We start from the raw sequence: 15394 nt of genomic DNA on the forward strand, positions 1-15394 counted from the left end.
CACGCGATAGTCAGGAGTTTGCTTGTGGAAACCGTTTCTGTTCCGGCCGAGGTTGTGAACCCAGAAGACGCTACGTTGGTTCACCTGGTCGACCGTCATTTAGAGAAGAATGGCGATATTGCATTGTTCTCTAAACCGGACGGTAGCGACGGTTGGGTTGATGTTTCCGCTAGAGATTTCGCAGCGGATGCCAAGCTCATCGCACGCGGATTGATGCATTACGGCGTGAAGCCCGGAGACCGGGTCGCGTTGATGTCAGCAACGCGTTATGAGTGGAGCCTGGTCGATTTCGCTATCGCGTATGCCGGCGGTATTTCGGTTCCTATCTATGAGACCTCCTCCCCTAGCCAGGTCGCCTGGATTTTGAAGGATTCTGGCTCGCAGATCGTTGTCGTTGAGAATTCCAGGCATGCCCAGGCTGTTAAGCGCGCTAAGGATTCCGAGTCGCTTTCTGAGATCTCAGCGACGTTGGTGATCGACGAGGACGGGTTGGATAAGCTGCGCGCTGCCGGCGAGAACGTCTCAGAGGAGCAGCGCGCTCAGCAGGAAGCTCCGCGGAAGAAGACGGACATCGCCACGATCATCTACACCTCGGGCACAACGGGGAAACCGAAGGGTTGCGAACTCACGCACGCGAACTTTGTGGACCTTTCAGACAACGCGGCCGCAGCGGTTCCCGGCGTTATCACCCCGGACGCGTCCACGATCCTGTTTTTGCCGTTGGCTCACGTTTTCGCCCGCTTCATCGCGTTGATGGCGGTCGGCGGTGGCACACGCACCGGCCATACCTCGGATTTGAAGAACCTATTGCCGGCGCTGGATTCGTTCAAGCCGACGTTCTTGCTCGTTGTTCCTCGCGTGTTTGAGAAAGTTTTCAACGGGGCGCAACAAAAGGCTGAAGATGGCGGCAAGGGCAAAATTTTCGCGCGTGCCGCGAAAGTCGCTGAAGAGTATTCGCGTCAGTCCCTTGAGGGTAAGGTTTCGCTGAGCACCCGCGTGAAGCACAAGATTTTCGATGTGCTGATCTATAAGAAGCTGCGTGCCGCGATGGGCGGCAAGGTGACTCATGCGGTCTCTGGCGGTAGTGCACTGGGTGAACGTTTGGGCCACTTCTTCAACGGTATTGGCCTCACCGTGCTGGAGGGCTTCGGAGCTACTGAGACGGCGGCGCCTGTCACGGTGAACACTCCCGAGAAGATCAAGATCGGCACTGTCGGCCGCCCGGTCCCGGGCAATGAGATCAAACTCGGCGAGGACGGCGAGATTCTCGTCAAGGGCGTGTGTGTTTTCAAGGGCTACTACAACCGTGAAGACCTTACGGAGGACGCTTTCGTTGATGGTTGGTACGCCACGGGTGACCTGGGCACGATCGATGAGGACGGCTTCCTCACCATCACGGGCCGTAAGAAAGAGATCCTGGTGACGGCCTCCGGTAAGAACGTAGCTCCGGGCCTCATGGAGGACCGCGTCCGTAGTGTGCCGATCGTTTCTCAGTGTGTTGTGGTTGGTGAGGGCCGCCCGTACGTTGGCGCGCTAGTCACGGTTGATGAGGAAGCGCTGCCAGGCTGGCTCGAACGCCATAACCTCCCTTCCGACACCAAGATTGAGGACCTTGTAGAAAATAAGGATCTTCTCGCGGACATCCAGGAAGGTATCGATTCGGCGAACGACACGGTTTCGCGTGCTGAGTCGATCCGTAAGTTCCGGGTTTTGACGACTGACCTGACCGAAGAGACAGGGCATTTGACGCCGAGCCTGAAGATCCGCCGGCAGATTGTGTTGAAGGACTTCCAGGATGAGGTCGAGAAACTCTACAAACCTTAGTGAAGGCCTGGGCAGGGGCCCGCTAAGGCCTCTGCGTCTTATAGCGGCGGGTTCTTTGGCGGCTGGTTTTCCAACCCTAGGAGCGCGTTTTCGACTACTTCGGTCAGTGCCGGGTGGATCCAGTAGGGTGCCCGCGCCATCGTGTATGCGTCGGTTCCCAGCGTCATCGCTTGGATGAGCGGCTGGATCAGTGTTGGTGCCTGCTCCCCCATGATGAAAGCACCGAGGATCTTGCCCGTTGATTTCTCGGCGATGAGTTTCACGAGGCCTTCCTCATCTTCGAGTGCCCACCCGTAGGCGACGTCCCCGTAACGCTGGGTGTAGGCGATGACGTCGTTGGCGTCGCGGCCTTGGTCTTCCGCGGCACGGATCGCTTGAGCCTCAGTGAGACCTGCGGAGGCAACCTGCGGGTTGGAAAACACTGCGGAGGCGATGACGCTGTGGTCTACTGCACGCAGCTGTTTCGGGTTTTCCATGTTGTGGGAGACCACGCGGGCTTCGCGGTTAGCGACGTGTTTGAGCATGGCGTGGTTGGTGACGTCGCCAAGCGCCCACACGCCTTCTAGCGGTTTACCGTTAGAGAGCACCCGCATGTATTCGTCGGTTTGGATGAACCCTGATTCATCGGTGTCGAGTCCTGCGGCGTGAGCGTCAATCGTGTCAGAGTTCGGGACGCGGCCGGTGGCCATGAGCACGATGTCTGCGTTGAGGGTGAGTTTTTCATCGCCGCGGGTGAATTCTGCGGCGAGTTCGGCATCTCCGCCCACGCCGATGCGTTTGATGTCCCAGCCGCGGTGGATGTCCCAGCGCCGTAGGGCGGCCTGTGTGAAGGCGTCGGCGATTTCGTCATCGAAGTGTTTGAGTAGTTGTTCGCCGCGCACCACTTGGGTGACTTCAACGCCCAGCCCGTGGAAGATCGCGGCGAACTCCGCGGCAATGACCCCGCCTCCGACGATCACCATGGTGCGTGGGAGGCGTTCGATGCGCATGATCGTATCCGAGGTGTGTACACCTTTGAGGTCCATGCCGCGCACCGATGGTAGTGAGGGGCGGGAGCCGTTGGCGAGCACCACGTGGTCTGCGCTGATCTTTTTGCCGGAATCGGTCACGAGTTTGTGCGGGTTCACGAGGCGAGCGTTCTCCTCGTAGAGGTCCACGTTCTCAAGCTCTTCGGCACGGTATTTACGACCGGCTTCTGAGATCGGGTCGATGCGGCCGAAGATCCGGTCACGGATTTTCGCCCAGTGCACGGCGTCGACGTGCATGTCGATGCCGAGCTTACGGAGGTGTTCGGTTTCGGCGGCCAGTGTTGAGGGCACCACGAACATTTTCGTGGGGATGCATCCTTTGTTGAGGCAGGTTCCCCCGAAGACCCCGCCGTCGATGATGGCAACTTTCTTGTTGTCCCAGAACGGGGTCACAAGCGAGTTACCTGAGCCGGAACCGACGATCACCAAATCGTAATGAGTCATGCCTTCATCTTCGCATGGAGGGCCAGTCATGTTCGCATGCGGGCCGCTACTGTGGCGCAGCCTCGGTCCCTTTCCTAGGGCCGAGGCTGCGCCCCAGCGTTGGGTGTTTAGTCGCGTTCGAATTCGACGATGAGGTCGCCGCCGTTGACTTGCCCGGTCCCGTCGATCAGTACGCGGCGGACTACCCCACCGGTCGGTGAGGTGATCGCAGCTTCCATCTTCATTGCTTCGATGGTTGCTACGCGGCCGCCGCGGTCCACGGTATCGCCTGGTTTGACGCGAACGGTGACTGCACCTGCGAATGGTGCGGCCACGTGCGCCGGGTTGTCGGGGTCGGCCTTTTCGGCTTGTTCGACCCGAGCCTCAACCGAGCGGTCACGAACTTGAATGTTGCGTGATTGGCCGTTGAGTCGGCAGTGAACGGTCCGCATGCCGTGTTCATCGGCTGGCGAGATCGCTTCGATGCTTGCCAGCAGGCGCACACCTTCTTCAAGCGGGATGAGTGATTCTTCGCCGCGTTCCGGGCCATAGAGCCAGTCGCGGGTTTCGAGCACGGAGAGGTCGCCGAACTCTTCTTGCTTCTGCTTGAATTCCTTGGTTGGCGCGGGGAAGAGCAAACGGTTGAGGGTCTCCCGAACGGTCTCATCCTCGCCTTTGAGGGCTTCGGCATCCTCAGCATCCAGCGGCACCACGGAGACGTCTTTCGCACCCGCGGCGAGCGCTTTGCTGCGGAATGGTTCTGGCCAGCCTCCTGCTGGTGTCCCGAGTTCTCCGGAGAGGAATCCGACCACGGATGCTGGCAGGTCGATCAGTGTTGGGTCTTGCTCGAAATCGGCTGGGTCGACGTTGGCGCCTACGAGCGCGAGCGCGAGGTCGCCCACAACCTTGGAGGATGGGGTGACCTTGATGAGGTGGCCGAGGATCTTGTCAACTGCCGCGTAGGCTTCTTCGATTTTTTCGAACCGGTCAGCCAGCCCCAGTGAGATCGCTTGTTGCCTGAGGTTGGAGAGTTGTCCGCCGGGGATTTCGTGGCGGTAGACTCGCCCGGTTGGTGAGCTGAGTCCGGATTCGAATGGTGCATAGACCTGGCGTAGTGCCTCCCAGTATGGTTCAAGGTCGGATGCCGCGGTCATGGACAGCCCGGTTTCGTGGTCGGTGTTGTCGGTTGCGGCGATGAGCGCGGACATGGATGGCTGGGATGTGGTGCCTGCCATCGCCGCGGATGCGACGTCCACGGCGTCGACGCCAGCTTGTGCGGCAGCGAGCAGGGTTGCTAGTTGGCCGCCTGCGGTGTCGTGGGTGTGGAGGTGGACTGGTAGGTCGAAGCGTTCCCGTAGTGCTGTCACGAGTCGGGTTGCTGCGGCTGGGCGCAGCAGGCCTGCCATGTCTTTGATTGCGAGGATGTGCGCGCCGGCGTCGACCATTTTTTGGGCGAGTTCGAGGTAGTACTCGAGCGTGTAGAGCTTCTCTTCAGGGTCGAGCAGGTTGCCGGTGTAGCAGAGTGCGGCTTCTGCCACGGCGGTCCCGGTTTTGCGTACAGCGGCGATGGCCGGGGTGATTTGGTCGATGTCGTTGAGGGCGTCGAAGATGCGGAAGATGTCCACGCCGGCTTTCGCGGCTTGTTCGACGAACGCTTCAGTGACTTCTTGCGGGTATGGGGTGTAGCCGACCGTGTTGCGGCCGCGCAGCAGCATCTGGATTGGAATGTTCGGTACTGCGGCGCGGAGGAGTTCGAGGCGTTTCCAGGGATCTTCACCCAGGAAGCGCAACGCGACGTCGTAGGTTGCCCCGCCCCATGCTTCGATCGAGAGTAGTTGTGGGAGGGTGTGGGCTACCGCGGGTGCTGCGGCGAGCAGGTCGCGGGTGCGTACGCGGGTTGCCAACAGCGATTGGTGTGCGTCGCGGAAGGTTGTGTCTGTTACGGCTAGGCCTGTGTGCGCGCGTAGGGCCTGGGCGAAACCTTCAGGGCCTTGCTCATCGAGCACTTGTTTCCAACCGTCGGCTGGTGCTGGCCCGCTGGCGGTGTCGAATGGGGATGCTTCCGGGTCGTTGAGGGTGTGGCCCGGGTAGGCGGGTAGTTTGAGTGCGGGGTTGATGATGTCGGGGCGTGGACCGTGGGGCTGGTTCACGGTGACGTCTGCGAGGTAGGCCAGTGCTTTGGTTCCGCGGTCGCGGCTTGGCTGAATGTCGGTCAGGTCTGGGTGGCTGTCGAGGAAGTCGGTTGCGACAGGCCCGGCCTGGAATTCGGGGTGGCTCAGCACGTTTTTGATGAACGGGATGTTGGTCGCCACGCCGCGGATGCGGAATTCGTCGAGTGCGCGGAGGGCGCGACGGATCGCGATGTCGTAGGTCGCCCCGCGGGTCGATAGTTTCACGAGCAGTGAGTCGAAGTGTGGCGAGATTTCGGCGCCCGCATAGATGGTGCCGCCATCGAGGCGTACACCGGTGCCGCCTGCGGAACGGTATGCGGCGATGGTTCCTACGTCGGGGCGGAAGCCTTGGGCTGGGTCTTCGGTGGTGATGCGGCACTGCACCGCGGCTCCCCGCGGCTGGATCGTGTCTTGGCTCAGGCCGAGGTCGGCGAGGGTCTGACCCATCGCGATGCGCAGCTGAGCTGCGACGAGGTCGACGTCGGTGATTTCTTCGGTGATGGTGTGTTCAACCTGGATGCGTGGGTTCATCTCGATGAACACGTATTCGTTGGCGCGTTCGCCTTCGGTGTCGAGCAGGAATTCGACGGTTCCCGCGTTGCGGTAGCCCACGGCCTTCGCGAACTTCACGGCGTCTTTGAGGATCGATTCGCGCACCTTTGGGTCGAGGTCTCGCGCCGGAGCTACTTCAACAACCTTTTGGTGGCGGCGCTGAACCGAGCAGTCACGTTCGTAGAGGTGAATCGTGTTGCCTTCACCGTCGGCAAGGATTTGGACTTCGATGTGGCGGGGCTTCAGCACAGCCTGTTCGAGGTAGACGTTGCCGTCACCAAACGCGGTTGCGGCTTCGTTCGATGCGGCTTCGAGGGCGTCACGGAGGTCTTCGATTTTCTCAACGCGACGCATGCCGCGGCCACCGCCGCCCGCGACGGCTTTGACGAAGATCGGGAAGCCGATTGTCTCGGCCTGGCTGAGTAGGTGGTCGATGTCTTCTGACGGGTCGGTCGAGGCGAGCGTTGGGATGCCGGCTTGCTTGGCGGCGTTGATCGCAGCGACTTTGTTGCCGGCAAGTTCAAGAACTTCGGCTGGCGGCCCTACGAAGGTCAAACCTTCTTCGGCAGCGCGGCGAGCAAGGTCCGGGTTCTCGGACAAGAACCCGTAACCTGGGTAAATAAAGTCCGCTCCGGAGGACTTCGCTACTCGGATGATCTCTTCAACATCGAGGTAGGCACGCAACGGGCGGCCTTCTTCGCCGATGCGGTAGGCCTCATCGGCTTTCTGCCGGTGAATGGATTTACGGTCTTCCCACGGATATACGGCTACGGTGTCCATCCCTAGTTCAACGGCGGCTCGGAACGCGCGGATCGCGATCTCACCACGATTAGCGACCAACACTTTGCTTTTCTGCTTCACAGCCAAGCCTCCTTGTATCTAGGCCACACTGGTGCAGCCGTCTTGTTCGATGAAAACGTATCTCTGCTGGAGAGGTAGCGTCCGTGGACATATATCCAGGTGGCAACATCTTATATAGATTCCTGAAATATCCTGGCTCGGGTTCACATAAGCGCTCGATGTTACGGGGCCAGCCTCGGTTCCGTGCCCTATCCCGGGGCCCTACCCCGTGCCTTATCCCGGGCCCTGCCACGGGGTGCGGACACCGGCGATGCAACGAGCTTCGCCACCGAACACAACGGATCGAAAAAACCTTCCGGAACACAGCGGGAATCAACCCGAGGCTTAGAACCCTATTAGATATGATGTGAACAGTGTGTTGCGCATACAGGCTGGCGTGGATCTGCAGGGTTTCCCTGCGGTTGCCCGGCTCGAATACATCGTGGCGGTAGCCTAGTGAGCGCAACATAACTGCGTGCTTCATGGTTCCGTCTCATCAAGGATGTGTTTGCTTGTGCAGATCATCAGCGTGTCTTCGCTGAAGGGAGGCGTCGGTAAGACCTCCGTCACCTTGGGTTTGGCTTCTGCCGCTCTCGCCGCTGGAGTTCGTACCCTGGTTGTTGATCTTGATCCTCACGCGGACGCATCGACTGGTTTGGGTGTTTCGCCCAACGCGACGGAACCGATCGGTGAGCTGTTGAAGTCCCCGAGGAAGGCTTCGATCGATTCGGATCCCGCACCTTCCGCGTGGACCGCGCGCGAGCAAGCCAACGGCAACCCGAACGCGGTTTTGGATGTTCTGCCAGGGTCTGCGATGACCGGCTACTATGACCGCCCAGACATCCGCACGCGCGATCTGAAGCGTCTTCAGCGTGTACTCGAGGGCGCGGAAAAGCATTATGACCTCGTGTTGATTGACTGCCCACCTTCACTGTCCGGGTTGACCCGGATGGCGTGGTACACCTCCGATGGTGTGCTCTTGGTGGCCGAACCGGCGCTGTTCTCTGTTGCGGGCACCGAGCGCGCACTACGTGCACTGAAGCTGTTCCGTGACGAGTTCCATACCACGATCGACACCTACGGCGTGATCGCGAACCGTTACCGTCGTGACTCCTCGGAGCATGCGTTCCGCTTGAACGAGCTTTCCGTGATGTTCGGCGAAGGCTTGGTTCAGCCTCCGATCCCGGAGACCCCGAACTGGCAGCAGATTCAGGGGGCCGCTTATGCGGTTCATCATTGGCCGGGAAGTGCTGCACGTGACACGGCCGGGGCCTTCGAGGAAGCGTTGCGCACTATCGCACCGGATTTGCCGCAGCTGAAGGAAGAGAAGAAGAAAAGGAACGCTAGCCGCCGCGGTAGTGGACGCCGCAGCCGCCGCTAAGATACTCGGCCGCGCGGCTGCCACCCTTATCACTCCTGCCATACAGTTCCCGCCACATAGCTTCCGCCAACACCTTCTCCGCTGGAGGGTTCTCTCCCGCACATAGGATCTCTTGACTTAGAAACGTGCATTAAACGGCTGTGGGGCTGAGACGACAATTCGTCTCAGCCCCACATCCGTTTAAGTTCTGTTTCTGCCTTACCTGTGGCAGGGTAGGCCAGTTAGGCTACGTGGCTAGTCCGCTGGGGTATCTGTTCAGGAGGCAGACTTGCGTGCCCGGTGGCGTGCGAGTTCGTCCTCTGGGTGTGCAACGGGTGTTGGGTTGTCTTCGTTGCGCGCATAATCAACCGGTAGCTCGGAGATCGAGGATTCAACTTCGCGCCACACTCGCCCCACAGCGATACCGAAGACGCCTTGGCCGCCCTGGACCAAGTCGATCACTTCGTCAGCCGAGGTGCATTCATAAACCGATGCGCCATCGGACATAAGGGTGATCTGCGCGAGGTCGTCTACCCCGCGTTCACGCAGGGTCGCGACTGCAGTGCGGATCTGTTGGAGGGACACGCCGGTATCCAGCAGGCGCTTCACAACCTTGAGAACGAGCACATCGCGGAAGCTGTAGAGCCGTTGCGAGCCGGATCCTGCGGCGGTCTGCACGGTTGGTTCAACAAGCCCGGTGCGAGCCCAATAGTCCAGCTGGCGGTACGTGATTCCAGCAGCTTTGCATGCGGTAGGTCCGCGGTACCCCGCAGCTTCATCTAACACAGGGAGGTCGTCATCGAACAGCATTCCCTGGCTTCCGGGCGCCACATGGCCTACATCCGGGTGGTCTACGTCGCGAGTCACGTACGCTCTCCTTGCGTTCAAATCTTCGAGAACTGGGTCGGCTCTAAACCTTGCAGTTCTCGGATGCGAGTGATGTGAGACAACAAGGTCGTAAAGAGGAGACTCTTCTAGTTAAGAAACTAGGCCGAATAAGCCCCGTGGTCAAAGACCTTCATGTTTAACTTGAAGGCGTGTCGCGTTCAATCTCTAAAAGCTGACGGGTCAATCCTTGAAATCCGAAGGGTCGAGGCCTTCCAAGAATTCTTTGAATTCCTCAACTTGAGCCTCAGTTGCGCCGGGGTCTTCGTCCACAGGGCGCACTACGCCTACATGATCCAGAAGCTCGCTCGTGATCAGGATCGGCACGTCCAGCTGCAACCCTAGTATCACGGCGTCGGATGCGCGGGAGTCCACTTCACGGCCGTTGTCGAGGTCGATCCGGGCGTGGAAGGTCATGTCGTCCACGTCCACTATCCGCACACGCAAGATGTTGGCATCCAGGGCATCGACTATGTCCAGCAGGAGGTCGTGCGTGAGGGGGCGTTTGGCGGGGCTTCCATCCAATAAGTTGGAGATCACCGCGAATTCAGCTGAGCCGATCCACAACGGAAACACCCGGTCCCCAGTGATTTCATGCATCACCACAACGGGTTGCTGCGAAGGCAACTCGATCAACGCGTTCTCTACAGAAACGGCTCGATAACCTTCTAACGTCACAGAAACACTCCCTGGTTGGGCGTTCTCTAGCGGTCGAAATGGTCGATGCGGCTGTGCAGCATCGCGCGGTGAAGCACTGATAGCGCCTCGGCCATCGTCTCGGCTTGGTCAGCGGCGCGCGCGGAGGAGGTCGAGTCGCGGCGCGGATGCGATGAAGTCACGACTGATTCGATGAGTGCGGCTTCTCGTTCCGCGGCGGTACGGACCAGGCGCAGGTGGCGCGGCTGAACACCGTACTCGGCTAGACGCAACGCGGCAATGACGCTCTGTAAGGCGTTCGAGCCGAAGAGTTCATCCTCACCGGCGGCGATCATGCCAAGCTCAACCAGCTCATCGACGAAAGCGACCGATGCTCCTGCACGGCCAGCCAACTCGGCGCGCGTGAGCGGGCGCACGTGGCCTGCGATCTGTTCGGCTTCCACCTCATCAAGTACGCGTGGAGCGATCGTAGTTCCGCCAGGCAGAGCTTGCGGGTTCTCCCCCGCATCGACCGCATCGAGGTGTTCTTTGATGACCTTCAACGGAAGGTACTGATCCCTCTGTAGCGCGAGGATAAACCGCAGACGTTCAACATCCGAGGAGGTGTACTTGCGGTACCCGGCTGCGGTGCGGGCCGGGGTGATGAGGCCTTTTTCTTCGAGGAAGCGAATCTTCGAGGCCGTCACTGCCGGGAAATCATCTTGCAGGATGGCTAGGACATCGCCGATGTTCTTGACGCCTTTACGCGGTGCGCACGCAGGTTCTCGGCTCGGGCCGGTAGCCGGCGCCGCTGCCGCGGCAGCCGAGCTTCGACCCAAAACTACGTCAAGGCTTCTGTGTCTTGTCACTGCTCTGGAAGTGGCTGGTAGAACTTCAAGACATACTTACCGATGCGCACCTCGCTACCGGAACGCAGCTCTACTTCGTCAACGCGGTCGCCGTTGACGTAGGTGCCGTTGAGGCTCGAGGAGTCAACCACACGGAACACGCGGCCTTCCCGGCGGAATTCGGCGTGCTTGCGGGACACGGTGACATCGTCGAGGAAAATGTCTGAATCCGGACGGCGTCCTACCGTGGTCACGTCCTTATCCAGCAGGAAGCGTGCGCCTTTGACTTCACCCTCGTTGGAGAGCAGTAGCGCTGAATCCTGTGGAAGAGCCGTTACTGCACGGCGTTCTTCTTCAGACAAACGGTATTTTGCAATGACCTCGTCGCTGACTGGTGGCAGGGCGACTGAGGTTGTCTGGGTGGAGGGTTCCACGCCATATCCGCGGCCATCCGCTTGGCCCTGAGTCATGACCACTCCTTCACTCGTGTTAACAACTGTCACAACCTTATCGCATGCTGAGCGTTTGCTTTGACCCAACTATCTTTCACAGCGTCACAACCAGAAACCAGCTGTGTTCAATTCTTGGGCGCTAAGTTCTATAACCTTACCGTCAGCGGCCGGATCAATACAGATCGCTAGGCCTGCTGGCAGGTATCGGCGGAACCATTCAACACTGGTTTGAGCGGCTCCAGCTTGCGGCTGAAAACGGAACACTTCAAGCGCTGATGTGAACAAGGGGCAAGCCACAACACCGCCGGGTGGCGCGCCGGCATAGCCTGCCACGGCGGCATCAGCGGCCGAGGCACCGTTGCCCACACCGACGCCATCAGCTGGTTTGTTAACCAACTGCGGATACGGCTGCTCCCCCGGCCGAAGCCCGCTGCCGGGACTGAGCATATACACGATCTCGGCGCCAGGCTTGAGAAGCTCCTGGATCACTTCCCCCGCCGGGTGTTGATAGCCTTCCTCGCCCCGGCGTAGCGCCGCTTTGAGACGGCCGAAACGCGAATATCCGGCCACGTATTCATCAACAGGGTAGATAGCGATACCCGCTTCTTGCGGGTCTAATACAACGCAATGATCAGGGTGCCGCGCGGCAAGGTATTCCAGTAGTTCATCCCCGAGCATGATGTTCACACGCGGGCTTTCTTGCAACCCGATTCTGGCACACCACGCAGGTACTGCCTCGCGCCTGGTGTGCGCCGGAACCGCGAGCTGACCCTCATGAACATAGGTCACCGGTTGCCCGAACTCGTTGACCGGCACGGCCACATAGGCCCCGTAGAACTCCGAAAGCAACCCCATCCATTGGTGTGGAGCTGGCTCTGCGAGCCACGCGGATACGGCGCGCTGCAAGTAGTGGGTACAGAGCCGGGCGCCGTGGGCAGTTTCGTACTGGTCCATAGTTTTTCTACCGTAGAGTTTCTCTACCGTGCCGATCCTACCGTGCAGGTTTAATGCTGGAGTGTTGTCCGCAATCCAACGTCACCTAACCAGATGATGTCGCCATCTTCAAGCGGTTCGGGGTTCTCTTCAACAGAAATATAGTCCTCGCCGCGTTGAACAAGGGTACCGTTTCCTGACCCGGCATCGCTCACTGAAGGCGGGGCGGACGGTGTCACCCACAGCTTCGCGTGCACGCGGGAGACACTTTTGTGCGGGTCTTGAACTGGCACACCGATCACGCCTTCTTCCCCGGCGTGCTCCCCGGGTTGCCGGCCGATGAGCGCGTCAGCTGTGATACGGACGCGGGCACCGTCCGGGTGGGTCAACTCAACATACGCGCTATCCGGCGGTAGTGGATCCCACACGGGCAGGGAGCGGGCAACACGGTTCAGGGTCTCCGGCGTGGTGACGTCCACCCCGCCGGATTCAGGTTGATGCGGCATCAGATGTCTCGCTCTACGAGCTCATCGAGGGAGGTCGGCGAAAGCAGATATGGCGGAACTTCAAGAACCGTGACCGCTCCTGTGCGACCTTCAGCAGCCAAGCGTGCCGCCGCGCGGCCGTAAGCGACCTGTACTGCTGCGGTGAAATCCGGATTGGCTTCCAGGTCCAGTGAATATTCGATGGTGGCTCGGCTACCTTCGAGGTCACCGGTTGTGATCACGCGGCCGCCGTGCGGCATTCCTTGGTGGTCACGTAGGAACTCTTCTTCAGAGATGAAGCTCACTTCGGTCTTGTATGGCTCGAAGTAATCCGGCATGGTCTCAATGGTCTCGCGGATCCGCTCATGCTCGGATTCCTCCGCGACGATGTAGCAGCGGCGCTCATGCGCCTCATACTTGTTGATGTTCTCGCCTTTGCCTGCACGGGCGGCTTCGATCGCGTCCGTTGCTGGAACGGTGTACTGGACGCCATACTTCACGCCCTCTACACGGCGGACCGCATCCGAGTGCCCCTGCGATAAACCGGTTCCCCAGAAGCTGTTCTGCTGGGCTTTCGGGAAGAATGCCTCCCCCATCGTACGGTTGAGGGAGAACATTCCCGGATCCCATCCCGTGCTGATCAATGCGACGTTGCCGCCCTTCTTGGCGGCTTCATCCATGGCTTTGCGGTGCTGTGGGATCAACGTGTGGTTGTCGTAGGTATCAACCGTGGTGAAGTTCTCGGCGAATCCGGGCGCTTGCTCCGGGATGTCAGTTGCGGAGCCGAGGCACAAGAACAGGACATCGATCTGGTCCGAGTATTCGGAGGCTTGCGCTGCCGGGAAGACTGGAGTTTCGGTTTCGAGGGAATCACGGCGGGAGAAAATACCGACCAATTCCATGTCGGGTTGCTGCTGGACAAGCTTTTCGACGCTGCGGCCAAGGTTGCCGTAGCCGACAATGCCAACGCGGATAGTTCGTTGCGTTTCTGTAGCCATTTTGAGGGCCCTCCGTATGTTGTGTGAAGCCATATGGCGGTTCACCTGACGAACTATTCTAAAACCACACACTTATTTGGTCCTTGATGTGACGACGCACGGCGTCATCTGCATCACAAAGCTGGGAGTATAAACATGTCTCAACCGTTGCTTGATGTGGCTGCGGTAGCTGAACTGTCCTCTGCCATCGGGACGCTCGTGGTCTCAGCGACGCCTTCGGGGATCGCTCGCGTCGAGTTCAAGCATCGCGTTCACTCGTGTGCAGAAGATGGGATAGAAAGCCTACTTTTAGAGGCCGAGCCTGGGCACCGTGAGCAGGCTCAAGCGTGGGCGGATGAGGCTGTGGAGCAGCTCGATGAGTATTTCATGCTCAAACGGGAGGGGTTCGATGTCCCGCTGGATGGACCGCACGGCGATGGGTTCCGGGTTAGAGCCCAGCGGGCGCTCTCCCAGATTCCTTACGGGTCTAGGCTCACGTATGCGCAACTAGCTGAGATGGCCGGTAACGCCTCTGCGGTGCGCGCCGCGGGTACCGCGTGTGCCAGCAATCCTTTGCCGATACTGCTGCCGTGTCATCGCATCGTCCGGTCAGATGGTCGTCTCGGCGCATACCTGGGTGGCGAGCAGGCTAAGGCGCATCTGTTGCAGATGGAAAGCGTGGGCCTCACAGGCCGCTAAATCTGCGCAGACACCCACCAGCTACAGCAAACACGGCGTCACTGCGCAGGCCCTGCTGGCTGTGCTGTTAAAACAGTTGGTGCACATCCTCAACGAGGGTGTGCACCAACAACCGCTTGTCTCCAGTCTGTCTAGAGCACGGGGTATCCGGAGCCGATCAGGAAGCGTGCACCGCCTGGGTCGATCACGGATGCGACTGCGCCGATGTTCGTTTCGGTTGGGAAGCTTGCGGCGCGTCCGCCGAGGTGGGCGACTACATCGATTTGTGCTGCAGCGTTAGCGACACCCCAGTAGATACGCCAGGTTGCCGGGATGTTGTCTTTGAGGACTTTCGAGGCGTTCATGATGCCGGCTACCGGGCCTGACTCTTCGCCCTGCAGGGTCACGTATTCGTGGCCGACGACATCAGATACGTTTTGGACTTTCCAGCTATAGACGTCTTGGAAGAATTTGACGGTGCCTGGGAAGTTCCGTGAGTAGAGTTCGTGCCAGTACGGGGCGCCTGCCTTGTAGTAGACCTCGTAGCCTTGGTGCTCGCCGATCTCCAAGAGGCCCATGACTGCGGCGAGCTCACCTGGGCTGTCAGCCACCAGTGCGACCCGGCCGAGGCCTGGACGGTTCTGGGCTTCTTCGAGGACGACGCCGCCGGCTTCTTTGACGCGTTCGATTGCGTCATCGACGGAGGCTACAGCGATGTAGGTGATCCATTCGTCCGGACGGGACTCATCCACTTTGTCGACGATTGAGGCGACGGCGCGGCCGCGGATCAACGCGGTGGTGAGTCCCTCACGGTCTTCGTATTGCCATTCGAGTAGGCCCGTGTAGAAGTCGAGGGCTTCGCGCCTAACAGATGTCCGGAGTTCGAGCCAGCATGGTTGCCCTTCGATAAAGCGACCAATCTCCATGTCATCACCTTCCTTGGATCAGGTTGAACACATTCTGTACTTCCTACTCCGAGCCTATCCTTTCACCCCAGTGAAGTGGGACACGTTAAGAGGAAGTGCCCCCGCCGGTCGGTTTGACCTGCGAGGGCACTTCGCTGTGCTTGAACATTATGCTCAAGCAGTTACAGCATCATTAGCCGTTCTTCCGCTTACGTACTACGAGAAGCGTTGCGCCACCAGCAGCGAGCAGAAGTGCTACGCCGAGGCCTACAGCGACATTCTCGACACCGGTTGATGCGAGACCTGGCTTCTTGCCTGGCTCTTCCGGAGTATCGGTTTCGGTTGGCTCTGGAGCTGGAGTCTCAGACTCAGATGGCTCTGGGGTTGGCTCCTCAGA

The 15394-nt window shown here is 59.6% G+C and carries 14 protein-coding genes; 3 read left to right on the forward strand and 11 right to left on the reverse strand.

Annotated elements, in window-relative coordinates:
• Window positions 1-24: 24 nt before the first annotated feature.
• Window positions 25-1824: an AMP-dependent synthetase/ligase gene (locus HMPREF3175_RS04870; protein ID WP_070490927.1), complete on the forward strand. Its 1800-nt coding sequence runs from the start codon at window positions 25-27 to the stop codon at window positions 1822-1824.
• Between the two features lie 38 nt (window positions 1825-1862).
• Here HMPREF3175_RS04870 and HMPREF3175_RS04875 read toward each other — a convergent pair whose 3' ends face one another.
• The gene (locus tag HMPREF3175_RS04875) at window positions 1863-3296 is read right to left on the reverse strand and encodes a mycothione reductase (RefSeq protein ID WP_141742468.1); all 1434 of its coding nucleotides are present in this window, start codon (window positions 3294-3296) and stop codon (window positions 1863-1865) included.
• A 107-nt stretch (window positions 3297-3403) separates the two neighbouring features.
• Complete coding sequence (locus HMPREF3175_RS04880; RefSeq protein ID WP_141742469.1) at window positions 3404-6859, reverse strand: pyruvate carboxylase; 3456 nt, start codon at window positions 6857-6859, stop codon at window positions 3404-3406.
• Between the two features lie 493 nt (window positions 6860-7352).
• On the opposite strand from HMPREF3175_RS04880, the gene HMPREF3175_RS04885 reads away from it, so the two are divergent.
• Entirely contained in the window at window positions 7353-8219 is an 867-nt protein-coding gene (locus HMPREF3175_RS04885; RefSeq protein WP_083285184.1) for a ParA family protein, read from the forward strand.
• A gap of 255 nt (window positions 8220-8474) precedes the next feature.
• On the opposite strand, the gene HMPREF3175_RS04890 is transcribed toward HMPREF3175_RS04885, so the two are convergent.
• From HMPREF3175_RS04890 to HMPREF3175_RS04920, 7 genes are all read right to left on the reverse strand, one after another.
• Complete coding sequence (locus HMPREF3175_RS04890; RefSeq protein WP_083289412.1) at window positions 8475-9008, reverse strand: MerR family transcriptional regulator; 534 nt, start codon at window positions 9006-9008, stop codon at window positions 8475-8477.
• Between the two features lie 258 nt (window positions 9009-9266).
• Window positions 9267-9761, reverse strand: coding sequence for a bifunctional nuclease family protein (locus tag HMPREF3175_RS04895; protein WP_052048660.1), 495 nt, complete (start codon window positions 9759-9761; stop codon window positions 9267-9269).
• Between the two features lie 26 nt (window positions 9762-9787).
• Window positions 9788-10588, reverse strand: coding sequence for a transcriptional regulator FtsR (locus HMPREF3175_RS04900; protein WP_338110380.1), 801 nt, complete (start codon window positions 10586-10588; stop codon window positions 9788-9790).
• The gene (locus tag HMPREF3175_RS04905; RefSeq protein ID WP_070490934.1) at window positions 10585-11037 is read right to left on the reverse strand and encodes an FHA domain-containing protein; all 453 of its coding nucleotides are present in this window, start codon (window positions 11035-11037) and stop codon (window positions 10585-10587) included. Before HMPREF3175_RS04905 ends, HMPREF3175_RS04900 begins: the two co-directional genes overlap by 4 nt.
• Window positions 11038-11121: 84 nt before the next feature.
• Window positions 11122-11973, reverse strand: coding sequence for a hypothetical protein (locus HMPREF3175_RS04910; protein WP_070490936.1), 852 nt, complete (start codon window positions 11971-11973; stop codon window positions 11122-11124).
• A 50-nt stretch (window positions 11974-12023) separates the two neighbouring features.
• Window positions 12024-12458, reverse strand: a complete 435-nt coding sequence (locus HMPREF3175_RS04915; RefSeq protein ID WP_035757547.1) for an FHA domain-containing protein — start codon at window positions 12456-12458, stop codon at window positions 12024-12026.
• The gene (locus tag HMPREF3175_RS04920; protein WP_070490938.1) at window positions 12458-13435 is read right to left on the reverse strand and encodes a diaminopimelate dehydrogenase; all 978 of its coding nucleotides are present in this window, start codon (window positions 13433-13435) and stop codon (window positions 12458-12460) included. Before HMPREF3175_RS04920 ends, HMPREF3175_RS04915 begins: the two co-directional genes overlap by 1 nt.
• 135 nt (window positions 13436-13570) lie before the next feature.
• On the opposite strand from HMPREF3175_RS04920, the gene HMPREF3175_RS04925 reads away from it, so the two are divergent.
• Window positions 13571-14113: a methylated-DNA--[protein]-cysteine S-methyltransferase gene (locus HMPREF3175_RS04925; protein WP_070490940.1), complete on the forward strand. Its 543-nt coding sequence runs from the start codon at window positions 13571-13573 to the stop codon at window positions 14111-14113.
• Window positions 14114-14244: 131 nt separating this feature from the next.
• On the opposite strand, the gene HMPREF3175_RS04930 is transcribed toward HMPREF3175_RS04925, so the two are convergent.
• Window positions 14245-15018 carry a VOC family protein gene (locus tag HMPREF3175_RS04930; protein ID WP_070490942.1) on the reverse strand — a complete coding sequence of 258 codons (774 nt, stop codon included), beginning with the start codon at window positions 15016-15018 and terminating at the stop codon, window positions 14245-14247.
• Between the two features lie 172 nt (window positions 15019-15190).
• Window positions 15191-15394: LPXTG cell wall anchor domain-containing protein (locus tag HMPREF3175_RS09900; protein ID WP_141742472.1), on the reverse strand; the 204-nt coding region annotated here is incomplete at its 5' end.

This window comes from Arthrobacter sp. HMSC08H08, assembly GCF_001807575.1.
GTDB classification, from domain to species: Bacteria; Actinomycetota; Actinomycetes; order Actinomycetales; family Micrococcaceae; genus Pseudoglutamicibacter; species Pseudoglutamicibacter albus.